Source organism: uncultured Salinibacterium sp. (assembly GCF_963974405.1).
GTDB lineage: Bacteria > Actinomycetota > Actinomycetes > Actinomycetales > Microbacteriaceae > Rhodoglobus.
In genome coordinates this window covers 861,393-885,835 of record NZ_CAXBBH010000001.1, presented here as the reverse complement: position 1 = coordinate 885,835, position 24,443 = coordinate 861,393, and the positions used below count along the sequence as shown (strand labels likewise).

The 24,443-nt window shown below is 60.3% G+C and carries 23 protein-coding genes; 7 read left to right on the top strand and 16 right to left on the bottom strand.

The window, feature by feature from the left end; translation table 11 throughout:
• Positions 1 to 13 precede the first annotated feature (13 nt).
• From AACZ26_RS04340 to AACZ26_RS04315, 6 genes are all read right to left on the bottom strand, one after another.
• Positions 14 to 1,366 carry an ABC transporter substrate-binding protein gene (locus tag AACZ26_RS04340; RefSeq protein ID WP_339619406.1) on the bottom strand — a complete coding sequence of 451 codons (1,353 nt, stop codon included), beginning with the start codon at positions 1,364 to 1,366 and terminating at the stop codon, positions 14 to 16.
• Positions 1,363 to 2,352 (bottom strand): LacI family DNA-binding transcriptional regulator, encoded by a 990-nt coding sequence (locus AACZ26_RS04335; protein WP_339619405.1) that lies wholly within the window; start codon positions 2,350 to 2,352, stop codon positions 1,363 to 1,365. Before AACZ26_RS04335 ends, AACZ26_RS04340 begins: the two co-directional genes overlap by 4 nt.
• 194 nt (positions 2,353 to 2,546) lie before the next feature.
• Positions 2,547 to 3,779: a DUF6596 domain-containing protein gene (locus AACZ26_RS04330; protein WP_339619403.1), complete on the bottom strand. Its 1,233-nt coding sequence runs from the start codon at positions 3,777 to 3,779 to the stop codon at positions 2,547 to 2,549.
• A gap of 55 nt (positions 3,780 to 3,834) precedes the next feature.
• Positions 3,835 to 4,173, bottom strand: coding sequence for a YciI family protein (locus tag AACZ26_RS04325; RefSeq protein WP_339619402.1), 339 nt, complete (start codon positions 4,171 to 4,173; stop codon positions 3,835 to 3,837).
• Between the two features lie 18 nt (positions 4,174 to 4,191).
• Entirely contained in the window at positions 4,192 to 4,611 is a 420-nt protein-coding gene (locus tag AACZ26_RS04320; RefSeq protein WP_339619401.1) for a DUF1761 domain-containing protein, read from the bottom strand.
• 159 nt (positions 4,612 to 4,770) lie between these two features.
• Positions 4,771 to 5,418: a fasciclin domain-containing protein gene (locus AACZ26_RS04315; RefSeq protein WP_339619400.1), complete on the bottom strand. Its 648-nt coding sequence runs from the start codon at positions 5,416 to 5,418 to the stop codon at positions 4,771 to 4,773.
• Positions 5,419 to 5,697: 279 nt separating this feature from the next.
• Here AACZ26_RS04315 and AACZ26_RS04310 point away from each other — a divergent pair, with 279 nt between their 5' ends.
• Positions 5,698 to 7,515, top strand: coding sequence for a cytochrome c biogenesis protein DipZ (locus AACZ26_RS04310; RefSeq protein WP_339619398.1), 1,818 nt, complete (start codon positions 5,698 to 5,700; stop codon positions 7,513 to 7,515).
• Positions 7,516 to 7,592: 77 nt separating this feature from the next.
• On the opposite strand, the gene AACZ26_RS04305 is transcribed toward AACZ26_RS04310, so the two are convergent.
• The gene (locus tag AACZ26_RS04305) at positions 7,593 to 8,570 is read right to left on the bottom strand and encodes a thioredoxin domain-containing protein (protein ID WP_339619397.1); all 978 of its coding nucleotides are present in this window, start codon (positions 8,568 to 8,570) and stop codon (positions 7,593 to 7,595) included.
• 190 nt (positions 8,571 to 8,760) lie between these two features.
• On the opposite strand from AACZ26_RS04305, the gene ugpC reads away from it, so the two are divergent.
• A complete protein-coding gene (ugpC, locus tag AACZ26_RS04300; RefSeq protein WP_339619396.1) occupies positions 8,761 to 9,861 on the top strand; it encodes a sn-glycerol-3-phosphate ABC transporter ATP-binding protein UgpC in 1,101 nt (366 codons plus the stop codon).
• An 81-nt stretch (positions 9,862 to 9,942) separates the two neighbouring features.
• Complete coding sequence (locus AACZ26_RS04295; RefSeq protein ID WP_339619395.1) at positions 9,943 to 11,253, top strand: DUF4032 domain-containing protein; 1,311 nt, start codon at positions 9,943 to 9,945, stop codon at positions 11,251 to 11,253.
• Between the two features lie 4 nt (positions 11,254 to 11,257).
• Here the strand turns inward: AACZ26_RS04295 and AACZ26_RS04290 are convergent, their stop codons facing one another.
• Positions 11,258 to 11,740 (bottom strand): Lrp/AsnC family transcriptional regulator, encoded by a 483-nt coding sequence (locus tag AACZ26_RS04290; RefSeq protein WP_339619394.1) that lies wholly within the window; start codon positions 11,738 to 11,740, stop codon positions 11,258 to 11,260.
• Between the two features lie 100 nt (positions 11,741 to 11,840).
• Here AACZ26_RS04290 and AACZ26_RS04285 point away from each other — a divergent pair, with 100 nt between their 5' ends.
• A complete protein-coding gene (locus AACZ26_RS04285) occupies positions 11,841 to 13,022 on the top strand; it encodes an aminotransferase class I/II-fold pyridoxal phosphate-dependent enzyme (protein WP_339619391.1) in 1,182 nt (393 codons plus the stop codon).
• Positions 13,023 to 13,109: 87 nt separating this feature from the next.
• On the opposite strand, the gene rlmB is transcribed toward AACZ26_RS04285, so the two are convergent.
• On the bottom strand, positions 13,110 to 14,147 hold the full coding sequence (gene rlmB / locus AACZ26_RS04280; RefSeq protein ID WP_339619389.1) for a 23S rRNA (guanosine(2251)-2'-O)-methyltransferase RlmB: 1,038 nt from the start codon (positions 14,145 to 14,147) through the stop codon (positions 13,110 to 13,112).
• A 31-nt stretch (positions 14,148 to 14,178) separates the two neighbouring features.
• On the bottom strand, positions 14,179 to 15,609 hold the full coding sequence (cysS, locus tag AACZ26_RS04275; RefSeq protein WP_339619387.1) for a cysteine--tRNA ligase: 1,431 nt from the start codon (positions 15,607 to 15,609) through the stop codon (positions 14,179 to 14,181).
• Between the two features lie 201 nt (positions 15,610 to 15,810).
• On the opposite strand from cysS, the gene AACZ26_RS04270 reads away from it, so the two are divergent.
• A complete protein-coding gene (locus AACZ26_RS04270; RefSeq protein ID WP_339619385.1) occupies positions 15,811 to 16,740 on the top strand; it encodes a sugar-binding transcriptional regulator in 930 nt (309 codons plus the stop codon).
• Positions 16,741 to 16,780: 40 nt separating this feature from the next.
• Here AACZ26_RS04270 and AACZ26_RS04265 read toward each other — a convergent pair whose 3' ends face one another.
• The gene (locus tag AACZ26_RS04265) at positions 16,781 to 17,272 is read right to left on the bottom strand and encodes a PTS sugar transporter subunit IIA (protein ID WP_339619383.1); all 492 of its coding nucleotides are present in this window, start codon (positions 17,270 to 17,272) and stop codon (positions 16,781 to 16,783) included.
• Between the two features lie 123 nt (positions 17,273 to 17,395).
• Between AACZ26_RS04265 and AACZ26_RS04260 the strand changes: the two genes are divergently transcribed.
• Positions 17,396 to 17,677: a PTS sugar transporter subunit IIB gene (locus AACZ26_RS04260; protein WP_339619382.1), complete on the top strand. Its 282-nt coding sequence runs from the start codon at positions 17,396 to 17,398 to the stop codon at positions 17,675 to 17,677.
• Positions 17,678 to 17,774: 97 nt separating this feature from the next.
• Entirely contained in the window at positions 17,775 to 19,214 is a 1,440-nt protein-coding gene (locus AACZ26_RS04255) for a PTS transporter subunit IIC (protein ID WP_339619380.1), read from the top strand.
• Positions 19,215 to 19,441: 227 nt separating this feature from the next.
• Here AACZ26_RS04255 and AACZ26_RS04250 read toward each other — a convergent pair whose 3' ends face one another.
• The 5 genes from AACZ26_RS04250 to AACZ26_RS04230 all read right to left on the bottom strand — a co-directional run bounded on the left by AACZ26_RS04250 (position 19,442) and on the right by AACZ26_RS04230 (position 24,393).
• The gene (locus AACZ26_RS04250; RefSeq protein WP_339619379.1) at positions 19,442 to 19,699 is read right to left on the bottom strand and encodes an HPr family phosphocarrier protein; all 258 of its coding nucleotides are present in this window, start codon (positions 19,697 to 19,699) and stop codon (positions 19,442 to 19,444) included.
• Between the two features lie 78 nt (positions 19,700 to 19,777).
• Positions 19,778 to 21,037, bottom strand: coding sequence for a dihydrolipoamide acetyltransferase family protein (locus tag AACZ26_RS04245; protein ID WP_339619378.1), 1,260 nt, complete (start codon positions 21,035 to 21,037; stop codon positions 19,778 to 19,780).
• Position 21,038: 1 nt separating this feature from the next.
• Positions 21,039 to 22,073: an alpha-ketoacid dehydrogenase subunit beta gene (locus tag AACZ26_RS04240; protein WP_339619376.1), complete on the bottom strand. Its 1,035-nt coding sequence runs from the start codon at positions 22,071 to 22,073 to the stop codon at positions 21,039 to 21,041.
• Positions 22,074 to 22,078: 5 nt separating this feature from the next.
• Positions 22,079 to 23,053, bottom strand: a complete 975-nt coding sequence (locus tag AACZ26_RS04235; protein WP_339619374.1) for a thiamine pyrophosphate-dependent dehydrogenase E1 component subunit alpha — start codon at positions 23,051 to 23,053, stop codon at positions 22,079 to 22,081.
• 14 nt (positions 23,054 to 23,067) lie between these two features.
• Complete coding sequence (locus AACZ26_RS04230; protein ID WP_339619372.1) at positions 23,068 to 24,393, bottom strand: oxidoreductase; 1,326 nt, start codon at positions 24,391 to 24,393, stop codon at positions 23,068 to 23,070.
• Between the last annotated feature and the right edge of the window lie 50 nt (positions 24,394 to 24,443).

Genomic DNA, 24,443 nt, shown 5'->3' with positions numbered 1-24,443 from the left:
CTGATGGTGCGAGCTAGCCCGCCGTTATTGCAGTGAGCTTTTCCTGCAGGTCAGCCAGCGCGGCTTCAGCGGTCTTGTCACCGTTCAGAGCTGCATAGATCTCATCCTGAATTGCGGCCGTAGTGGCGCCATACTGAACAACCTTTGGTCGCGGTTGGGCGTTATCCAGCGAAGCCAAAAGCGTTGGCAGGTACGGGTACTGCTCGGTGATTGCTGCATCCTCGAAGAATTCGGAGAACACCGGAGCGCGCGAACTGAGCGCTAGCCGGGCTTCTTGCTGCTCACGTGAGGTGAAGAACTCGATGAAATCCAGAGCGGTCGCTTTGTTCTCAGCGAAGCTCGAGATCGCGATGTTGCGACCGCCCAAGGTCGAAACACCTAGGCCGTCTTCGCCAGGAATTGCACTGATATCAAACTTGCCAGCGACGTTTGACGAGCCATCGGTCGCCGAGAGCGACTTGTAAATGTACGGCCAGTTGCGAAGGAATACGAGGTTGCCCTCCTGGAAAGCCTGTCGCCCTTGCTCTTCTTGATAGGTGATTGCTTCGCGGGGAATCATTCCCGACTCGAAACCATCGACCAAGAAGTTGAGCGCGGCAAGAGCTTCTGGGGTGTCGACTGTAGGGTTGCCATCCGCGTCAGACATCGATCCGCCCGCCGAGTTGACCGCCTCGCTGAAGTTCACGGTGAGGCCTTCGTTTTTGTCGAACTGACCCGCATAGCAGGACATGTCGGCCGCTTCGGGAAGGGCCAGAACAGCATCACACGCGTCTTGCATCTCCGCCCAAGTTTGCGGCGCGGCATCGATGCCCGCTGCGGTCAAGAGATCGCTTCGCGAATAGAGCAGCGCACCGTCGGTGTAGTAGGGAGCAGCGTAAACGGTTCCGCGATAGCTGGCGGCTTCAACCGTTGCGGGAATCTCCTCGTCAAAGGGGATCGAGTCTTCTGGAAGGGCGGTAATCCACCGATTGGCGGCAAACTCACTCGTCCATACAACATCGAGGTTCAACACCGAGTAGCTGTCGCCCTCGACTTGCGCGTTTTGAACCATCTGCTGGCGCTGCTGATCGGCATCCAACGGAAGCTCGACCCAGGTGACTTGTTCGTCGGGGTGATCGGCATTCCACGCGTCGATGGTCTCTTGGGCAGCACCAGAGGCATCAGGGCTACTGACGTACTGGATGGGCCCGCGGCCTTCGAGTGCGTCATCTGCAGCCGGGGTGCTCCCTGTCGAGGTACCGGCGCAGGCGGTGAGGGCGATCGCGGCGGTTGCGGCGACTGCTAAGCCGACGAGGACTCGTCGATCACGGCGTCGTTGCATCATGATTTGCTCCTTTTTCTTGGTGGTGGGGTCGTGCACTGTCATCGGGTAAAAGTTGCGGTGCTTCCGCGCTCGATCAGACGATGGGGCAAGATTCGAGGAGCGGGACCATCGGAAAGGTCTTGGGTGGCGAGTAGACGTTCAACAGCCAGCTCCCCCATCCGTTCGAGCGGTTGCGCAATAGTGCTGAGGGCCGGATGCACGTGCTGCGAGGTGCGCGTGTTGTCGAAGCCCAACACAGAAATGTCGTCGGGGACCCTCCGGCCCATCCGCTGCACTTCATTGACTACTGCCGCGGCCATCTCGTCGCTCAGAGCAAAGACCGCAGTGAGGCCAGCATCCTGACTCAGTAGCCGACCTAATGCGGGAGGTGCCGAGTCGTAGAGCGAATTCCCCGACTCGAGTACGGGGGTCAACTTGGCTTCCGTCATCGCTCTGAGATATCCACGAATTCGCAGCTTGTTGACGAGAACGGATGTCGGATCGCCGGCCAGTAAACCGATGCGTCGGTGGCCCAGTCCGATCAAAAAGCGGGTGCCGTCGTAGGCGGCAACTTCGTCATCGATCGCGAGGCTCGGAAAACGCTGGCCGTCCCTGATCGCCACTGACATGATCGGAACGCTCGACCCCAGAACGCGGCGCATCTCTGGGGTTACGGCGGCTGAAATCAGAATCACACCTGCGGCGCGGTAGGTTCGCAACGTGCGGAGATAGCTCGCTGCATACGTCGAGCTTGGGCCGGTGCGACCAAGCATGACCGAATAACCGTGCAAGCGTGCCGCCGCTTCGACGCCGCTCATGATCTCCGATGCGAGCGCATCCGAGACCACCGGCGCTAGAACCCCGATCACTGACGTTTGTTTCGTCTTGAGGCCGCGCGCGAGAGTATCGGGTTCGTAGTTGAGCTCAGCGATCGCTTCCTCGACTCGCTGCTGGGTCTCGGTCGAGTAGCCGACGAGACCATTAACAACGCGCGAAACAGTGGCCGGTGATACTCCTGCAACTCGAGCGACGTCTCTGATGGTCGTCATATGCCCCTCCTTTGGGTGCGTGCTCAGCGGAGTACGTAATCGTTTGCGTTGCCTACGCTGAAGAGATTAGGAAAGGAGTTCTACGTTACGCAAACGTTTACTAAACAACGCTGTGTGCAGCGTTGCATGAGACTGGGACGCTGCATCGCCACACGGATTTGAGCAACTCAGGATTCAGAAGCGTGGCTAGAAAGCTACGGGCGCAGCTGCGCAATACGGCGATCGAGATGCTGCTGCTCGGCGGCATTCTTGGCCAGTTTGCGCGCTCGGGCAAAGGCGTGAGCCGCGGCGTCCGCATCGCCCGCACGCAACAGCAGCTCCGCTTGAGTTGCCCAATACAGGTGATAGTTCTCGAGGCCGGTGATCTCGGCGAGCACGCGCAGTCCCGCATCCGGACCGTCGGCCATCGACACCGCGACGGCGCGATTGAGAGCTACCACGGGCGATCCACCCGTCATGGCCAGCAGCACCGCGTAGGCGGATGCGATAGCCGGCCAATCGGTGTCGGCGGCCGTGCGCGCGGTGGCATGGTGGCGCGCGGTGGCATGGTGGCGCGCAATGACTGCTTGAGTTTGGAACGGCCCCGGCTGCAGGCGTGCGAGCGCACTACGCAGGAGCCCGTTCGCCTGTTCGATGAGCTCACCGTCCCAGCGGGTGCGATCTTGGTGCTCAAGAACAACCAGTTCGTCGCCGCGAAAGCGAGTGTCGTGGCGGGCGCGAGCGTAAAGCTCCAACGCCAGCAGCCCCTCGACTTCAGGATTACCGGGGAGCACTTCGCGCGCGGTGATCGTGAGACGAATCGCTTCTTCGACGAGATCGAGGCGGGCACCAGCACCGCTCCCCCTCGAGAGATAACCCTCGTTGAAAATGAAATACACCACGGTGAGCAGGGCATCGACTCTCGCTGTGAGGTCTTCGGGGATGCTGAGCGGGATGCCCGCGTCGCGGATCTTGCGCTTCGCCCGCACGATCCGCTGCGCGAGGGTCTGCTCTGGCAGCAAGAATGCGCCGGCAATCTCGGCTGTCGTGAAGCCACCGACGAGCCGAAGAGTCAGTGCCACTTGGGCGTCTCGGCTCAGCGCCGGGTGGCAGCAGAGCAGAAGCAACCGCAGGTGTTCGTCGCCCGAATAGTGAGCATCGTCAATCATGTCGGGCACCTCCTCGTCGTTGCCGCCGGGGCCGCCGTGCTCACCGCCGAGGCCGGTGCGCTCTGCGTCCAGCACGAGATCGGGCGCCGCCCGCGCGAGACGTCGCGCGGCGGCGGCCTCGCGCCGCACCCGGTCGACCGCGCGATTGCGCGCCACCGTGTAGAGCCAGGCTGCGGGGTTGCCAGGCACTACGGCCCAGTTCAGAGCCTCAACGAGCGCATCCTGCACCGCATCGTCGGCAACATCGAGGCCGAAGCGGTGCGTGAGAAGAGCGAGCACATGCCCACTCTCCTCACGCGCCAGGCGGGTGACCGCCTCTGAGTTATCCGGCACGCTACGAGGGCACCACCGGGCGAACCTCAAGCGAGCCGGCCGGAATCGGAACCTCGGCAGCGAGCGCAAGTGCCTCATCCAGATCTGTGGCTTCCACAATGTAGAAGCCGCCGAAGTGCTCTTTGGTTTCAGCGAACGGTCCATCGACGATCGTGTCGCCAGCACCGTAGGCCCGGCGAATCGTGGTCGCGGTCTCGACACCCTGAAGCTGATCGGCGGCAACATAGTGGCCGCCATCAATCAGTTTCTGGTTGTAGGCCATCCACGGCGCCATCATTTCGTCGAAGGCGTCCGTGCCCGGTTCTGGGCCGTCAAAAGGTTCAGAATGAATCAGGATCATGTACTGCATGTTGTTTCCCTAGCCGATCTGTGAAGTGTGGCCGAAGAGGCCGATGACAACGGGCATGACGATGAGAACTGCGAGTTGATGACCCATATCGATCGCGAACAGCGTCGGGGACTTCTTCTCAAAAAGATACTCGACCGCATTACGCGACGCGGTAAAACCAAGCCAGCCAATGGATGCCACAGCCAGCGTCACGGCCAAAAACGAGCCGCCAAACTGGTCGTGGGCGATCGCAGCCGCAAGCGCCAGCACTGTTGCCGTTATGGCGGTAGCCACAAGCGCCAGAAGATACGCCCACCCGGGAGTTTTCGCAGTCAGATCTATCCCGGCTCGCGCCGCCCACGGCTTACCGAGAAGGGCTGGCGAGAACCAGGCCCATCCCACGAGCATCCCTGCCACCGTGGCTGCCGCGATTGCCAGAAAGTTCAGCATCATCTTGTCCTTTCGGGGCCGGAATTTCCTGCCCTTCACTGACATGACGCAGGGCACGTGCCGAATCGACACGTGCCCTGAAAAACTTCAGGCAAGTTTTGGGAAACGCAAAAACGGGGACCCGCGCTAGGCGCGGATCCCCGTGAGTTTTGCTACAAATTACGCACCGGGGGTGAGCACACCATCGATGAGGTAAACGGTTGCGTTGGCCGTGTGAACGCCACCACAGATGACGTTGGCGCCGTTGACGGTGATGCTGTCGCCGCTACCAGCAACGGTGACCATTTCGCCGTTGACGGTGGTGAGCTCACCAGCGATGTCAGCGGGGAGAATCTGGCCAGGAACAACGTGGTAGGTCAGGATGCTCGTGAGAAGTTCAGCGTTCTCTGGCTGCATGAGTGCCTCTACCGTCTCAGCAGGAAGAGCGGCGAATGCATCGTCGACGGGTGCGAAGACGGTGAATTCTGAACCGTTAAGGGTGTCAACCAGGTCAACATCTGCGTTGAGGCCACCGGATACTGCAGCGGTGAGCGTGGTGAGGAGGGGGTTGTTCGACGCGGCTACTGCTACCGGGTCCTGAGCCATTCCGACGATCGAGCCGCCGCCGTCCGGAACCATGTCTGCGTATGCTGCGCAGCCGGAGCCTACGAGGTCGGCCGTGTAGTCCATCTCCATTGACGGCGAGCTCTCTTCAGGAGCGGGCGCTGCGGTGTCATCCATTGTTCCGGCTGAACAGCCGGCGAGGCCGACCATTGCCACAGCAGCGAATGTGAGAGCGGCGAATGTGTTGCGCTTTGCGAGTCGCATGTGAATCTCCTTGGTGAAAGTTGATGGTCCCGATGGACCCGGTCTGTCGACTTCCGCCGGCTTCACAGGACTATTCGGATCCCCCCCCCCCCCCCCCCCCCCCCGAAAAGGGTTTGGAAATTCATCAAAGTTTTTCGAATGGCTTGTGCCTATAAGGAGGTAATGGTCGCTGGAACGCTCGCCACGACACACAACAGACCAACCAAACCAGCCAACGGTTCCGAACTGACAGCAACCGTCCGGGCTCCCGGGTGTCACACAGTTCTGTGGAGGAACCCCATGCTCAGTCTCGCCCTTATCGGCTTCCTAGGAGGCATCATCACGGGTATATCCCCGTGTATCTTGCCTGTTCTGCCGGTGATCTTCTTGTCGGGTGGTGCCATGAGCGCCCGCGGCGAAGAGGAAACCAAGAAACGTCGTTTTGCTCGCCGAACAATGCCAACGGCATCCGATGCCGCAGCAATTAGCGATTCGGCAACCGCGACAGCAACCCTGGAGAAGGATGCCGCGCCCAAGGTTTCCCCCTGGCGCCCCTACTTCGTGATTGCCGGTCTGGTTGTCGCGTTCAGCGTCTTCACTCTCATCGGGTCGCTGATCTTGGCTCTACTGAACCTCCCGCAAGACTTCCTTCGCTGGGCCGGAATCATTGTTCTGGTTCTGATCGGTCTTGGACTAATCATTCCTGCCTTCCAGCACATTCTGGAGAAGCCGTTCTCGTGGATTCCGCAAAAGAATGTCGGAACTGACCGCGGTGGCTTCGTGCTCGGCCTCGCCCTCGGCGCCGTGTACGTGCCGTGTGCTGGACCAGTCTTGGCCGCCATTACGGTTGCCGGTTCGACAGGACGCATCGGCCCCGAGACAATCGTGCTCACGGTCACATTCGCCGTCGGTGCAGCTCTGCCCTTGCTCGTGTTCGCTCTCGCCGGTCGCCGGGTCGCTGAGCGCGTCAAGACTTTCCGCAAGCACCAGCAGAAGATTCGTGTCACCGGTGGAATCCTGATGATCGCACTCGCGATTGGCCTCGTCTTCAACCTTCCCCAGGCTCTCCAACGTCTGATTCCTGACTACACGAGCGCACTGCAGGATCAGTTCAGCAACTCAGAACAAATCGCAGAACAGCTCAACCTCGGCGGTCTCGTCAACGAGCAAAACAAGGACCTCGACAAGTGCACCAACGGAGGAACCGAGCTCGAGAGCTGCGGTACTGCACCCGACATTCAGGGCATCCAAGAGTGGTTCAACACCGAGAACAACGAAGAAATCACTCTGGATGAGCTCCGCGGCGAAGTCGTTTTGATCGACTTCTGGGCCTACTCCTGCATCAACTGCCAGCGTGCGGTTCCGCACATCAACAGCTGGTACGACGCCTACAAGGATCTCGGTTTGAACGTCATCGGCGTCCACTCCCCCGAGTATGCCTTTGAGAAGGTTCCCGCCAACGTCAAGGCTGGCGCCGAGAACTACGCGATTGAATACCCCGTTGCTCTCGATAACAACCTCAGCACCTGGACCAACTACCGCAACCGCTTCTGGCCGGCACACTACCTCGTCGATGCTGAGGGCGTTGTTCGCCACATCAAGTTCGGTGAAGGTAGCTACCAGACCACCGAGAAGCTCATTCGTGAACTGCTCGTGGATGCCAACCCTGACGTTCAGTTGCCGCCAGCAACCGAGGTCAGCGATGACACTCCCGAAGCCGGAACCACGACCCCCGAGACGTACCTCAGCCTCGGCAAGGTAGTGAACTACGGCGGAGACGAAAAGTACTCCTCGGGCACCAACACCTACAGCTTCCCGTCGAAGCTTGCGGATGACAGCTTTGCGCTCAAGGGCGACTGGGAACTCACTTTCCAGAACGCAACTCCGCGCAACGGAGAAGGCAGCATCAAGCTGAACTACACCGCGAGTGAAGTTCGCATGGTGCTCGGCGGAGAAGGAACTGTCACGGTGAAGCTCGATGGCAAGACTCGTGTGATTGATGTGTCTGGCACACCGAACTCCTACTCGATCATCCCCAAGGGCGATGCCATCAAGAAGGGCACTCTGGAGGTGACCGTGAGCGAGGGCGTGGAAGCGTATTCCTACACCTTCGGATAACCAGCACTCCTCTGCACAACACAAAGGGCCTCCGATCCATATGGATCGGAGGCCCTTTCGTTGCGAGCTAACGCGGTCTACGGCTCCGGGGTGGGAGTCGGAGTAGGCGTTGAGTTCTCGTTGAAGTTGTCACCAGCGGCCTGAATGACGAAGGCCTGGAACGCGGCAAGGTCGTTTACTGCACCCTCGTACTTGAGCCCGTTGACGAGAACAGTCGGGGTTCCGGTAACAGGGCCGAGATCAGTGTTCGGGATGGGGTCTGACAGCGCACGAGCCGTGGAGTTCTTGACCCACGGCTTGAACGTCTCGTCGTTGATGCACTCGACAATTTCGTCGGTAGCTTCAACACCCGCGACATCCAACACGGCGATAAGTTCATCGTTGCTCAAGCCTGCGGTGTTTTCTGCCGGCTGCACTTCCTCGGACAACAGAGTGTTGTGGTACTTGTAGAAATCGTTCGGCGAGCTGTCAGCAACGCAGGCAACTGCATTCGCTGCACGAGAAGAGTAGCGCTGGCCCTGCGAGAGTCGATCAAGGATGGTGATCGGGTGAATCTCTAGGGTTGCCGCACCGTTTTCAACCAAGCTCTCAATGTAATCTGCGTTCGTCTGCTCGAAAGCACCGCAGATCGGGCACAGGTAGTCAACGTACATCTGGATGTCGAGAACGCCTGACTCTTCATCGCGCTGGTTGGGGATCGGGTCGGCGTCCGACGCACGAGCATCCGTCGGAGTCGCGATGAATCCCTGATTGAGCTGAATGCCGTCGCTCGCAAAGTTTCGCGGTCCGGGGCCTGCGGGCTGATTCGAATTCACCAGCACGAGGGCGATGACCGCGACAATCGCCACGAGGGCGAGGCCTACGCCGCCCTGCAGGAACAGCTTGGTACGGCGATCCTTCTTCTTCTGCTCATCACGCTGAATTCGAGCTTTTTCTCGTGCCGCTTCGCGACGCTCATTCTTGGTGAGTCGGCTGTCGCCGGAATTGCCGTTGCTCAATCGAACCTCATTTGCCGTAAGTATCGCTGTGTCGGGCGCCCAGAAATGACGGCGCACCCGTCGAATTCTAGGAGGAATCTCTGGGAATTAGCCAACTGAATCCTAAGTTCGGAGTCAGCGTGGCGTGGACCACTCGGTCAACTGACCCCCAAAAAGGTGCAATAATGACGCAACGCGGTTTCGACCGCTGTCCATTCACAACGGATCGTCCGGCACGTACCTGCCGGTGAAGGAGAACAATAGAACAATGGCGTCTGTAACTTTTGACAACGCAACCCGTCTCTACCCGGGATCAACGATCCCCGCTGTAGACAAGCTGAATCTTCACGTCGAAGACGGCGAATTCCTCGTACTCGTCGGGCCCTCGGGTTGCGGTAAGTCCACGAGCCTCCGCATGCTCGCCGGCCTCGAAGAGGTCAACGACGGCAGCATCCTCATCGGAGACCGCGACGTCACCGATGTTCCTCCGAAAGACCGCGACATCGCGATGGTCTTCCAGAACTACGCTCTCTACCCGCACATGACCGTCGCCGAGAACATGGGCTTCGCGCTCAAGATCGCTGGCGTCAACAAAGAAGAGCGTGCTGAGCGCGTACTCGAGGCAGCAAAGTTGCTCGACCTCGAGCCCTACCTCAACCGCAAGCCCAAGGCTCTTTCCGGTGGTCAGCGTCAGCGTGTTGCGATGGGTCGCGCTATTGTTCGCCAGCCTCAGGTCTTCCTCATGGACGAGCCGCTGTCGAACTTGGACGCGAAGCTTCGCGTTCAGACTCGTACGCAGATCGCTAGCCTGCAGCGTCGCCTCGGGGTCACCACCGTCTACGTGACTCACGATCAGACCGAAGCGCTCACGATGGGTGACCGCATCGCAGTCCTGAAGGATGGCCTCCTCCAGCAGGTAGGAACTCCTCGCGACCTCTACGAAGCACCTCAGAACGTGTTCGTTGCCGGCTTTATTGGTAGCCCCGCTATGAACCTGTTCAGCGTCGACATTGTCGACGGTGGCCTCCAGTTCGGTGACGCCGTTGTAGCGGTAGACGCTGAGACTCTGGGTGGCACCGACGCCAAGTCAGTCACCATCGGCATCCGCCCCGAAGACGTTATCGTCTCGACCTCGGGCAGCGGACTTCCTGTTGATGTTGACCTGGTTGAAGAGCTTGGTGCCGATGGTTACCTCTACGGTCACGCAGACATCAAGGGAGAGCGCGTCGACATCGTTGCTCGCGTCGATGGCCGCTCGCACCCGAACGCCGGTGAAAAGGTGTTCTTGACACCGGAGCCCAACCACGTTCACGTGTTTGACACCGAATCGGGCCTCCGACTCACCAAGAAGCCCGTAACGGCAAGCTAACTTCCGCTTTACGATCGAGCCCGTCGACGTCGAACCCTGTTCGGATGTTCGGCGGGCTCGTTCTTTTTCAAGGACACCTGAATGACTGGTTCTGTCAACATCACCGCCGCGACCGCTGATCCGGCACTTCTTGACCTCCCTTGGTCGTTGCCGCTTGAATCCTGGCCAGACGATGCCATCGCGACTCTGCCCAAAGGTATTTCGCGCCACCTCGTGCGCTTCGCGAATCTCAGTGGATTTGTTGTTGCGATCAAAGAAACCTCGAGCGAACTCGCAAAGCGCGAATACGAGATGCTGCGCACGCTGCAAAAGCTCGACGTGCCCTGCGTGGATCCGCTCGCAATCGTGACGAACCGCACTGCCATCGATGGTGAAGAACTCAAGTCGGTCTTGGTTACCCGGCACCTCAAGTTCTCTCTCCCCTACCGCGCCGTGTATTCGCAAAGTTTGCGCCCCGAAACTGCACGCCGTTTGGTAGATGCACTCGCCGTGCTGCTCGTGCGCCTCCACATTGTCGGCTTCTTCTGGGGCGATGTCTCGCTCTCGAATACCCTATTCCGCCGCGATGCTGGCGCCTTTGCCGCTTATTTGGTGGATGCCGAGACCGGCCAACTCTACGACCGTCTCTCGAATGGTCAGCGCGAGAACGACCTCGAGATCGGCCGGGTCAATATCGCGGGCGAATTGCTCGATCTCCAAGCCGGCGGTCGCCTCGAAGAGGACATCGATCCCGTCGAGATCAGCAACGGAATCGTTGCGCAGTACCGCACGCTCTGGAAAGAGCTCACGGGCTCAGAACGCTTCGACCACTCGGAGCGCTGGCGCATCAATCAGCGCGTTGAACGACTCAACGCCCTCGGGTTCGATATCGAAGAACTCGCCATTAAGACAGAAGACTCGGGCACCCGAGTGCGCATTCAGCCCAAAGTGGTGGATGCCGGACACCACTCTCGTCGCCTCTTGCGCCTCACCGGGCTCGATGCTCAAGAGAACCAAGCACGTCGCTTGCTCAATGACATGGATTCATACCGGGCGGCCTTCGACAAACAAGACATGGACGAAGAGATGCTGGCTCACGAGTGGGCAGCCCGCGTGTTTGAGCCGGTCATCAGGGCAATTCCGAAGGAACTGCGCGGCAAGCTCGAGCCTGCAGAAGCGTTCCATCAGTTGCTCGACCACCGGCGTCAGCTCGCCCAAGAGTCTGGGCATGACATCCCTCTCGCCGAAGCAGTGGGCAGCTATGTCGAAAACGTGCTGCAGTTCCGTCGCGACGAGGCGACGATGATCAATCCGCCCACCGGCGCGTTCACGATGCCTATCAACTTGCCCGGTGAGGGCGAAGCTGATCCTGACGGTGACGACGATGGCGAAGACTGGCGGCTGAAGGTTTAGCTCGCTAGGAGAGCAACTGTTCGAGGCCGCGACCCGTCACGTGCTCGAACACGAGATTCGTTTCGGTGTGCGCAACAGCAGGATGACTGGCCAAGTAGGTGAGCATGAAGTCTCTGAGTTCTGCCGCGCTCCGAGCCGCAACGTGCAGCAGGTAGTCGTCTCCGCCGCCCGTGTGGAAAAACGCTAGTACCCCTGGCCAGCGAGGTGCTGCGCTGCGGAACGCATCCACATCTTCACGCACATGCTTCACGAGCTTGATTGAGATGAGCGCTTGCACGCTCATTCCCAGCGTGGCGACATCGATATCGGCATGAAAGCCGCGCAGGTAGCCGTCGTCATGGAGTCGACGGAGCCGCTGTGAAACAGTTGATTCTGAGACGCCAGCATCGGCGGCAAGCGCGGCGCCGGAACGTCGGGCGTTAGCGGCCAAGCTCCTCAAAATCGCACGGTCGACTGAGTCAATGGGCAAGCTGTTGGTTTCTGTCACGGCCGTCTCCTTTGTCGCAGCTTATGCGAAATATGCCGTATTTCGTAAAGAACCTGCAACTGGAGTTGATTAGAGGCGCACTTTCTGTTGTTATCAAGTCATGCTGCCTCACGATATCCACTTGGAAACCCTTGCTGTTCATGCAGGAATGGAGGGCGTGCAGGAATCTGGTCAACACGTACCCTCGATCGACCTCTCGACAACAAACCCGCTGCCCAATGTTGAAGTCGGCGGTGACTCCTACGAAAATCTCGCCACAGGAAACCCCATCATCGACGGTCACTCTGCCGTGTACCAACGGCTCTGGCAGCCTGGCGTTGCCCGCTTTGAAGACGGCTTGGCCGCCCTCGAAGGTGCCGAAGCAGCCGTCGCTTATGCCAGTGGAATGGCGGCTCTCTCTGCCGTACTGATCTCCATCGCCTCCGCGGGTCGCCCCCACGTCGTCGGCGTTCGCCCCCTTTACGGCGGAACCGACCACGTTCTCGACAACGGCTTGCTCGGCACGACGGTCACGTGGGCCGACGCCGACTCGATTGCCGATGCCATCCAGCCAAACACCGGCCTCGTCATCATCGAGTCCCCCGCCAACCCCACTCTTGAACTCGTCGACATCAAGAAGGTCGTTGCGGCAGCCGGCTCAGTGCCCGTTCTCGTCGATAACACGTTCGCCACCCCCGTGCTGCAGCGCCCGATCGAACTCGGCGCCACCATGGTGCTCCACAGCGCCACAAAGTACTTGGGCGGCCACGGGGATGTCATGGGCGGCGTCATCGCAACGAGCGAAGAGCACGCAAAGGCCCTCCGCAACGTTCGCGCGCTGACCGGTGGAGTTCTTCACCCCTTCGCGGCCTACTTGCTCCACCGCGGTCTGCGCACCCTTCCCCTGCGCGTTCGCGCCCAGCAAGAAACAGCCGGTGAGCTCGCTCGCCGACTCGACGGCCATCTCGCGCTCGCTCGCGTGCTCTACCCCGGTCTTCCCGGCCAAGACCCCGCTGGCCTCATCGGTACACAATCAGCGGGTGCCGGGTCACTCATCGCGCTCGATCTCGCTGGCGGTTACGACGCCGCGGCGCAATTCACCGAGTCGGTAAAACTCATCACCCATGCGGTGTCGCTCGGCGGCATCGATACTCTTGTGCAGCATCCAGCATCGCTCACTCATCGCCCGGTTGCCTCCGAAGCGAAGCCCGGAGCGGGAATTGTTCGACTCTCCGTTGGCCTCGAGCACGTTGATGATCTGATGAACGACATCACTGCAGCGCTCGACGCTGTCAGCAGCTAGCTCTAGCCGCACTAACGTAAAGAGCCGCTGTTCCTCAAGGAACAGCGGCTCTTCGTGCATCCAACTCAGGAATCCCCTGAGCCAGCGCTACTTCTTTTTGCGGGCAGCGGCGCGCAACTTTGAGATTTCGTACAGGGTGACGCTCGCCGCGATGCCGGCGTTGAGCGACTCTGTTGACGCACTAATGGGAATCGAGACAATCGCGTCGCAGTTCTCGGTAACGAGTCGTGAGAGACCCTTGCCTTCGCTGCCGACGACGATCAGCACTGGCTCTTTGGCCAGCGGTAACGACGGAAGCGACAGGTCGCCATCACCATCGAGACCAAGGACGAAAACGCCGCGCTTCTTGTATTCCTTGATCATCTGCGTGAGGTTGTTTGCCATCGCGACAGGCGTGCGAGCAGCAGCACCGGCAGAAGTCTTCCACGCGGATGCCGTCATACCGACCGAACGACGCTGCGGCACGATGACACCTTGGCCACCAAACGCGGCAACCGAACGCACAATAGCGCCAAGGTTTCGCGGGTCGGTGATGCCATCGAGAGCGACGAGCAGCGGAACCTGGCCGCGCGACTCAATCTTCTCAAGAAGCTCCATCGGATGCGCGTACTCGTAAGGGGGAACCTTGAGCGCGACGCCCTGGTGCACGGAGTCGAACCCGGCGAGGCGGTCGAGCTCTGGACGCATTACTTCGAGAACGGCAATGCCACGCGCGGTCGCGAGCTTGAGGATCTCTTTGACACGGTCATCGAACTCGATACGCGTTGCCATGTAGAGAGTGTGGGCAGGAATCTTGGCGCGCAGGGCCTCAAGAACGGAGTTGCGGCCAGTGACCATCTCCGACTCATCCGCAGACTTAGCGACGCGTGACTGACCGCCACGGTTCGACGACTGCTGAGGTGCGCCGGACGACTTGCCACCGGTACGACGGGTTCCACCTGCCGCCTCATAGCGCTCGGCAGCAGCCTTGCGCTTGCCTGCGGGATGGTACGGGCGATCTTCCGCCTTAGGGGTGGGTTTGCGACCTTCGAGAGCCTGACGTCCCTGGCCTCCCGAGCCGACCTGAGGGCCCTTACGGCCCTTGCGTACCGCTCCTGCGCGGGGTTTGTTACCTGGGTTTTTCACGAGTGTTGCTCCTGTCGGAAGCGCCGATCAGTCACGGCAAGCTCCAATGCGATCCGGTCGAGTCATCTTCTAGAGTGATGCCCGCCGCTGATAGTTCATCACGGATTCGGTCTGCTACAGCGAAGTCTTTCGCCGCGCGGGCCGTATTGCGATCCTCAATGAGCTTGTCAACCAGTGCTGACAGTGCAGCAACAGCTGGTTCTGAACGATCAGAACCCCATCGTGGATCAAGTGGGTTAATACCCAAAACCTGTGCCATAGCGATCACTTGCGAACGCGCGGTTGCGACCGCTGCAAGATCCCCATCGTCGAGGGCAGCATTGCCCGAACGAATCGTCTCGTGCACTACCGCGAGCGCTTGCGGCACCGCAAGGTCGTCATCCATCGCTTCGCCGAATGCCTCGGGCACCTCGTTGGTGTTCGCAGTATCGAAGCGAGTGTCACGCAGTCGGCGCGACGCTCGCTCAATGAACACCTCAAGGCGCTCGAAGGCGGCCTCGGCTTCTGCAAGCGACGTGTCAGTGTAGTCGATTGTGGAGCGGTAATGTGCGGCACCTAAGAGATAGCGCACCACGATCGGACGAGCAGCGTCCAAAAGATCGCGGACTAACACCGAATTGCCGAGTGACTTTGACATCTTGTGGCCGTTCACATTGACCATGCCGTTGTGCACCCAGTGTCGAGCAAAGTCATCGCCGAGAGCACTCGACTGGGCAAGTTCGTTTTCGTGGTGCGGGAATCGCAAGTCGAGTCCACCACCGTGAATGTCGAATGCACCACCCAAATAGCGGCGAGACATGGCCGAGCACTCAATGTGCCATCCCGGGCGACCATCACCCCACGGTGACGACCATGCCGCCGACGCGGGCTCGCTCGGCTTGCTGCCCTTCCAGAGAGCGAAGTCGCGGGGATCACGCTTGGAGCGCGGGTCAGCGTCAGCCGCGGCAACCATATCGTCAAGTTTCTGACGCGTGAGTTCGCCGTAGGAGGGCCACGACTGGGTATCGAAGTACACGTCACCCGAGTCATCCGCGGCAGCATAGGCGTGACCGCGTTCAATAAGCGTCGTGATGAGGTCGCGCATTTCGGAAATATTGGCGGTCGCACGCGGCTCATAACTGGGTGGCAGGATGCCGAGCGCGTTGTAGCCAGCGGTAAATTCCAGCTCGACTCTGTATGCCAGAGCCCACCACTGCTCCGAAGAGCCCTCGGCTGCAGCATCCGCCGATCGAGCCAAAATCTTGTCGTCGATGTCAGTGACATTGCGCACGAGGGTGACGTCAAGGCCACGATAAGTGAGCCACCGGCGCCAAATGTCGTAGACGAGCGCCGAGCGGAGGTGACCGATATGGGGTGCTGCCTGCACGGTAGGGCCGCAGACGTAGATTCCCACCTTGCCCGGCTCACGGGGTTCGAGGTCGACGAGGCTGGCACTACGGGTGTCATACAGGCGAATAGTCACTAAGCAAGTTTAGCGACCGCTGCTGTGTATTACACGGCGGAACCTCAGCATGCTGACCGTGAGCGCAAACACGACAGGCTGGATTCCCTGTAAACGCTGGAAGTTACGCGCACGAGTGTGTATACCCGGATAGAATCAGTGCAAATCCGCAATGACGCATGAGAGAGGGATGGAGCAATACCCAGTCCGCGCAACCAAGCCATGCTTGTGAAGGCAGCCACTCTCTACTATCTCGAGGGCCAGTCACAAGCAGAAGTCGCTAAAGAAATTGGCGTCTCTCGTTCCAACGTGTCTCGCGTTCTCGCCGATGCTCGCAAGAACGGCATCGTCGAAATCCGCATCAACGACCCCTTCGGGCGTGCCCAGGATCTCGAAGCCCAGCTAGTTGCTCGCTACGGACTCCGCGAATGCCGCGTAGCGCCCAGCACTGGCGCAGGCAACCAGTTATCCCGCGTAGGCGCGCTCGGCGCCCAGTGGCTTCTCGACAATCTGCCGCGTGAAGGCGGTGTCGCTCTCTCGTGGGGCTCGAGCGTCCAAGCGGTCGTCGACGAGATTCCGGATGATGCTTCCCACGAGAAGATCGAAGTGCTTCCCCTCGTGGGTGGGCTTTCGATCGTTGACTCTGCCCGGGATGGAAATGTTCTTGTACGCCTTCTCGCTACCAAACTGGGAGCGCAGCACCGTCGCTTGTACGCACCCGCTGTCGTCGAATCGCTCGAATCTCGCGAGGCGTTCTTGCGCGAGCCTTCAATTACGGGCGTGCTCAACGCATCCCGCCGCGCCAAAATCGCGATTGTCGGGGTGGGAAACGTGGGCACCGGGGCATCCGGAGCCATCATCGAGTCGATGAGCCTGAGTCACAGCGAACGGGCTGAGTTTGCAGCATCCGGAGCCGTCGGAGACTGCTGCACGCGATTCTTCGACCGTGACGGAAAGCTCGTGGAGTCAGTCGTCAACGACCGCGTAATCGCAATTGACCTCGATGAACTCGGGAGCATCCCTACCGTTGTGGGCGTCGCCGCCGGCGCGCACAAGATGGAAGGCACTCACGCCGCTCTCAATGGTGGTCTTTTCGATGTGCTCGTAGTCGATTCAGAACTAGCGCTAGCACTGCTCGATCAACGCCAGTAACACCCTGATCGCACACCCCATCGGTAGAGGCGTGAGCTAGCTACTGCTGACCGGCTGATTTAAGAAGTTCAGCGAAGTTCTCGGCGAGCTGTTCTGGAGTTGTGGCAGCGCTCAACTTATCGTGCCATCCATCGAGCTGAAAGACGCCGATGAGCTGGGTGAGCATTTCTGTTTGCGCGTGCGGCTCTGTCACGAGAATGAGCACGGCAACGTGGGCAGAAACGGTGGTGTCCGCTCCCCCCATCTCGCCGAATTCGACGGGTTTCGCGAGAGTTGCAATCCCCAGTCCGGACTCAATTGCGTGCTCAACATCTGCGTGTGGGATAGCCACCGGAATGATCGTGGGTAGACCGGTGGGGAATGCGCTCTCTCGCTCAAGCAGCGCGGCTTCATAGGTGGGGTGAACGGCGCCAACCGAGAGTGCCTGTGCTGCAAACGCTGAGAGCACGTCGGCGCTGGATTCTGCCACCAGTCCAACAATGCTCAGATCGGCGCGGGGAACAACCGCTGCTGTGCTCGAAGTGTCGCTCATAAACCCTCATCCTCCGTTGGCGTTGAGTCTTAGTCAAAAATGAAACAAGTTTTACACATTTGTAGATCAAACGTGCATAATTGTGACACAGCTATTGCCCCGCGAATACATTGGAGTATGAACATGGCCACACAACGCATCCTCGTGATCTGCGGCACTGGAGTCGCAACATCCACCGTGGTCGTCTCGAAAATTCGTGCATTTTGCGAATCTAAAGGACTCGACGCCAAAATTACGCAGGGCAAAGTAGCCGACACTCTGCGCGGTAACCTCGACGCAGATTTCATCGTCGCCACGACCCAAGTGCCCGACTCGGTCGGTATCCCCGTTATCGCAGGACTCCCCTTCCTCACCGGAATGGGACTCGACAAGGTCTACGCCGAAATCGAGCAGCAGTTCGCGTAACCGCACAACCCACTATCGCTTTGCCCGGGCGCCCGGACATTATTGCCGTGCGCTCATTAGCCATCCTCGACAAACCTAGAGAATTGGACGTTCAGCGTTGAACATCATCGAAGATATTCTGACAAATATCACTAGCTACCTCACGGCTCTCGGAGCCTCAGTAACTTTGCCCATCCTGATCACCATCTTTGGCATGATCCTTGGTCAAAAATTCAGTCAAGCACTCCGCGCCGGTGTGCTGATTGGCATCGGCTTCATCGGCATCAACCTCGTGATCGGCCTCATGGCCAGCACTGTGGGGCCCGCCGCTCAAGCTCTCGCCACCAACCTCGGCGTGAATCTCACGATTCTTGACGTCGGATGGCCCGCCAGCGCGGCGATCGCCTTCGGATCGACGATCGGGGCGGTGATTATTCCTGTCGGCATCCTGGTCAACATGTTGCTGTTGTGGTCGGGCCTCACCCGCACGTTCAACATCGACCTGTGGAACTTCTGGCACTTTGCCCTCGTGGGAGCGCTCGTGGGAGCGGTGACGGACAACTTCTGGATCGGAATCGCCGCGGCCGCCGTGCACATGGTGATCGTTCTCGCCCTTGCCGATCTCTCTGCGCCAATGATCCAGAAGTACTTCAACTTCCCCGATATCTCGTTCCCCCACGGAACCAGCGCGCCGTACATCCTGTTCGCGATCCCCTTCAACTGGGTGTTCGACCGCATCCCCGGCTTCCGCAACTTGAAGGCTGACCCGCAGACAATTGAAAAACGCTTCGGGGTCTTCGGTGAATCGATGATTCTCGGTCTGGTGCTCGGAATCATCATCGGCTTGGCTGGCTTCGGCTTCGACAACCCCCGTGAAGACTCGATCGCGATTCTCGTGCTCGCCATCAGCCTCGCTGCCGTGCTGCTGCTCCTGCCACGCATGGTGTCGATCCTCATGGAAGGCCTCATCCCCGTCTCCGACTCCGCTCGCGAATTCGTGCAGAAGCGCTTCCCCGGCCGCAAGTTCTACATCGGTCTCGACACCGCAATTGCAGTCGGCCAGCCCGCTGTGCTCGCCACGTCACTGGTATTGGTTCCCGTCACCGTTCTGATTGCTATTGCGCTCGCTCCGGCCGGCAACCAGGTGCTCCCGCTCGTCGACCTCGCAACGCTGCCGTTCATCGTGGCCATGATGGTTCCGATCTTCCGCGGCAACATCGTGCGCTCGGTTATCGGTGGAGCTATCGTCATCGGAATCGGCCTCTTCATCGCGACCGCGACGGCGCCGCAGTTCACCGCCATCGCCGAAGCATCCGGCTTCAGCGACAACCAGGGCTCACAGCTCATCTCGTCGCTCGTTGACGGAGCAAACCCACTCACCGGCCTGTTCTTCGGGGTAGCTAACCTCGGAGGCTGGACCATTGCAGTATTGGGCGTCATCGCCCTCGGATTCGCCTTCTGGGTGAGCCGCCTCGAGAAGAAGCGCGACATCGTCCGCGCCCAGGTCGAAGCGGATGCCGCAGCAGAAGCGTCCGACGAAGAAGCAGCTAAGGCCTAAACAGCTCTAGCTTCGCCGCCAGAAGCCCCGCTCCCCCAGGAAGGAACGGGGCTTCTGTGCGTCTAGCCGCGACCAATGAGCGCTCCGGCAAACCGTAGAGCCGGATGCTGTTCTCAGCCCGCCAGTAGGCGTCCAAGCCCCGCAGACAGCGCCAAAAGACCGGAAGAGGCAACGCCTTAACGCACAGAAGGCCCGCACCATGTGGTGCGGGCCTTCTGTGTTAGTTGCTATTCGACTGTCGCGAGCAGCTCGACGAGTTCATCAAGCACGCTGTCAGCACCCTCGTCGTCTGATGAAAGCGTGACCGTCTCACCCTGAGAGACGCCGAGCGAGATCACGGCGAGGATGCTCGCGGCGTTGACCGCTTTGTCCCCCTTCGCGACGGTGATCTTGAAACCACTCTTGCTGACGGCCTGCGTGAAGAGCGCGGCCGGGCGAGCGTGAAGACCCGAGGGAGAAACGATTGTTGCTGTGCGTTCTGACATTGTGTACCTGTTTCGAGACGTGGTGGAGTGCGCCTGTGATGTGCGCAGCTGGGAAGAACCCGCGAGCGGGTAACGACTCTAGAGCAAACGCTCCGGGGTCGCGACGAGGTTCGTGATGGTCGCGAGCATGCGCGCGGCATCCGCACCATCCGCTACACGGTGATCGACGGTGAGGCCGATTGTGCAGCTCAACCGCACACCGAAGGTTTCGTCGTCAAACACGCGCATGCGTGGTTTGACGGCGCCCGACGACAAAGCCGTCGACTGCGGTGGGGTCAACAGTGCGTTGAACGATTCGACGCCGAATCCGCCCAGATTCGAGAATACGCTGGTTCCGCCGCCGAGGCGTGCCGGAGGCAGTGTGCCGTTGCGCGTCTCGTCGACGACCATAGCGATCTCGGCGACCAGTTCGGCGAGCGTTCCCTCGTGCGAGTTCTTCAGCACCGGAGCGATGAGCCCCGAAGGCGAGTCGATCGCAAGAGCGATTCCGATGTGTTCGTTGGCAACGACTCCCTCATCAGTCCACGTGCCATTGAGCGCAGCATTCTCTGCCAGAGCGATCGCTTGAGCCCGCACAAAAAGTGCGGTCCAGCTTGCGCCGCCGAGCGTAGTTTTGCGCACGGCAGCCAGAGCTGACAGGTCAAGGTCAACGTAAGCGGTGAACTGCGGAACGAGAGCGGATGCCGACATTACCTTGGCCACTTGCTTGCGGGTGCGGAGGCGTCGAGCTTCAACCGGGTCAACGGTCTTAGCGGGTGCAGCGGCTGGAACGGGTGCAGCAGCCGGAGCAGCCGGAGCGGCAGCCGCGGGGGCCGCTGGGGCAGCGCTAGGAGCCTGGGCGACAGGCGCACGTGAGGTGCCTGCTGCAGCAGCTTCGACATCCGAAAGGCGCACGGTGTTGTCTGGACCGGTCGGAGTGACGGAGGCGAGATCGACTCCGTGCTCGGCTGCGGCACCGCGGGCGGCAGGAACAGCCGGGATCCACCCGGTCTCGATGGGTGCGGGCGCAGCGACGGGTGCTTCTTCAGCAGCAGCCGGGGCAGCCGTAGGAGCTTCAGCAGCGGGCTCGTCGAAGAGTCCACCAAGCAGGTCGTCGGCCTCGGTTGTAATAAACGCGATCGTGTCGCCGACTGCATAAACCTCGTCGGGCTGAGCAATGATGCGAGCGAGTACACCGTCGAAGGGCGACTCCACTTCCATGTCGACCTTGTCGGTCGCGACTTCGCAAATGGGCTCGCCGGAACGCACCGGGTCGCCGACCTGCTTGAGCCACGCGACCATGGTGCCCTCTTCCATGGTCATGGACATCTTGGGCATTGTCAGAGGCAGCTCAGACATGTCACCACTTCCGAACGAGGTCGGTGGCCGCCGCGACAATGTCCTCTACCTGAGGAACCGAAGCGCGCTCAAGCTTCGGAGCGTACGGGATCGGGATGTCGAGGCCAGCAAGACGCTTGATCGGCGCACGGAGGTAGGCGAAAGCATCCGATTCAGAAATAATCGCGGACACTTCGGACATGAAGCCGAGGGTGCGCACAGCTTCCTGCACGAGCAGAACGCGGCCGGTTGCCTTGACGGTGCGCAAGATCGTGTCGCTGTCGAGCGGCTTGAGGGTGCGCGGGTCAACCACGGTTGCCTCGATGCCGTCAGCAGCAAGAATTTCAGCGGCTTCGAGCGCACGGCTCACTTCAACACCGGTAGCAATGATCGTCAGATCCTTGCCCTCGCGAGGAACCGCGGCAACACCCAGCGGCGTGCGCACGTCTCCCGTGCGAACCTCGCCCGAAGTCTTGTAGAGCAGCTTGTGTTCGATGACCATGACCGGGTTGGGGTCGTCGATCGCCGAGAGCAGCAGGCCCTTGGCATCATCCGCCGTTGCTGGCATCACGACCTTGAGGCCGGGGATGTGAACGAACCAGGCTTCGAGGCTCTGCGAGTGCTGTGCTGCAGCTCCCGTTCCCGAACCACCGGGGGCGCGGATGACCATGGGCACGTTGACGGCTCCACCAAGCATGAAGTGAATCTTCGCTGCCTGGTTGGCGATCTGGTCCATTGCTTGAGCGGTGAAGTCCGAGAACTGGATTTCTACGATCGGGCGCATACCGGTCATCGCGGCACCCACCCCGGCACCCATGATGCCGAGCTCGCTAATGGTCGTGTCGCGAACGCGGTCGGGCCCGATCTCGTTGATGAGCTCGCCGGTGACGCCGAAGGCGCCGCCGTAGGTTCCGACGTCTTCGCCCATGATGAAGACTGCTGGATCCTTAGCCATCGCGATGCGCAGGGCATCCCGAATAGCTTCGGAGTAGGTCATGGTCACGGTTTCGCCCGTTGCGGGCGCTGCGGTCTGAGCCGCGGTCGTCTCAATAGTCATAGTCGTTACCTTGCGTAGACGGCGGAAAGAAGGTCGTCAGCGGTGGCGTCCGGCGCGGCGTTGGCACGCTGAACTGCGCTGCGCAGCTCGGTGCGCACGTTGTCGCGAACGGCATCGATGTCCGCCTGCGTGAGGCCACCGGCGGCAAGAGCTTGAGCTTCGAACAGCGGAATCGGGTCCTTGCCGCGCCATTCGTCGATCTCGTCGCGCGTGCGGTACAGGTTCTTGTCTGACTTCGAGTGTCCGCGCCAGCGGTACGTCTTCGCTTCGATGAAAGTGGGTCCGCCGCCGGCACGAGCGCGGTCAACCGCTTCCTTCGTGGCGTCATAGACGGCTTGAACATCGTTACCGTCAACGGTGACACCGGGGATGCCGTAGCCCTTTGCGCGGTCGGAAAGCTGTTCCAAGTTGAAAGCCTTCTCCGACGACATCGACATGCCATAGAGGTTGTTCTCGCACAGGAAAACGACGGGGAGTTGCCACATTGCGGCAAGCACAACGCCTTCGTGCCAGGCCCCTTCACCCATTGCGCCGTCACCGTGGAAACTGACAGCGACTTGCTTGGTGCCACGCATCTTGGCCGAGAGCGCTGCACCGGTTGCGATAGGAACGCCACCGGCAACGATGCCGTTAGCGCCGAGGTTTCCCGTTGCGGTATCCGCAATGTGCATCGAGCCACCACGGCCGCGGCAGTAGCCGGTCTCCTTAGCGAGAAGCTCGGCCATCATGCGCTCCATGTCGGCGCCCTTGGCGATGCAGTGGCCGTGGCCACGGTGCGTCGAGGTGATGTAGTCGTCCTTGTTGAGGGCGAGACAAGCGCCGGTCGGTACAGCCTCTTGGCCGATCGAGAGGTGCATGGTGCCGTGCATGAGCCCACGGCCGTACAGGTCTTCCACTGCTTCTTCAAAGCGGCGGATCTTCCACATGGTGGCGAGGCTGGATGCCGCGAGTTCGCGGTCCGCAACGATCTGCGTATTCATAGGTATCGCCTTTCTTAAGCGGAGAGCAGCGACGCGAGCGCAGGAACCTGCAACTGGCCGTCGGCGAGAAGTGCATCCTGAAGTTTGCGCAGGATCACGATGGTTTTGGTTTCGTCGAGTTGAACGTCGTCGTAGGTCACCGCGGTGCCCTTGGCGACATCGCGGATGAGCGTGCCAGCTGATGCAAGACCGATGGGCAATTCGCGCCCCGCTTTTGCTTCGGCTGCCGGAACAGCATCGCCGTAGACGTGCTCGCCACCGATGCCGTCGATTTTCTCGCCAACTTTGAGGTCGCGCTTGGCCATGGCGGAGACATCCGCATTCCAAGCGATAGGAGCGAGTGAAGGCTGGCGGTCGATGATGACTTCGCCGATCGAGAGCACTGCTTCGACGCTTGCCAGGTGGTAAGGACGGTAGAACGCGAAGTAGGGGCCTTCACCGAGCTTGAGGTAGCTGAGTTCCTCGTGCACAACGGGGTCGGTTGCTTTGGCAACAACGAACACTCCAGGAGCGACTGGGCCGGTGGCGTAGTCAACCACTCCGGTGCGGTCAAGGATTCCGCCGTCTTCGATGGGCTTGAAAATGTCTTGCAGAGTCGGCACGGTAGCAGCCGGTCCGTGCATCGAACGCTTGGTGAGTTCGAGGTCTGCCGCGTTAGCGAGGGCAGCCATTTCGATCATTGTCTTGGTTCCATCGACGAAGCTGCACAGCATCCGAGGGTTCATTCCCTTGGTCTTTGCTTCTGCTTCGAGGCTCGAGGGGGTAGCAGTTTCGTTGAGGGGGTTGTTCTTGCCCTTACCGGCCAGTACGACGTCGAGACCGATGTCTTCGACGTACTCTACGAGCTTGAGGCATTCAACGGGTTCGTCGCCGCGGCACACGGTGTAGATGTTGCCGGTCTGGGCGGCGATGCGAGCCAAGAGCAAACCGACGGTGACATCGGCTTCCACGGTCATGAGGGCGACGTCTTTGCCGCCGAGAAGCGAGGCCAAAGCAACCTTGGCTGCGATCTCGGGAACTCCCGAGCACTCGATGACCATGTCAATGGGTAGCTTAGGGAGGGCTAGAGCGTCGTTGACGACAACATGGCCGCCCGCTTCGATCGTGGCAGCGAGCGCCTCGAGGTCTGCTGACTGGTCGACGTCGGTGATACCGGCGTTGGTGAGGGCACTGACGGCACGGTCGATTGCGATGTCTGCGACGGCGGTGATGTCGACGCCTTTCTGGCGAGCGATCTGGGCAATGAAGCCGGAGCCCATCTGGCCTGCGCCAACCAGTCCGATGCGAACGGGACGACCGACCTCACGCTGACGCGCGAGCAGTTTGTTTGTGTAACCCATGACTACCCCTTTGAAACCACGTTTATGCACTTATGTGCGCTTGTTGATCA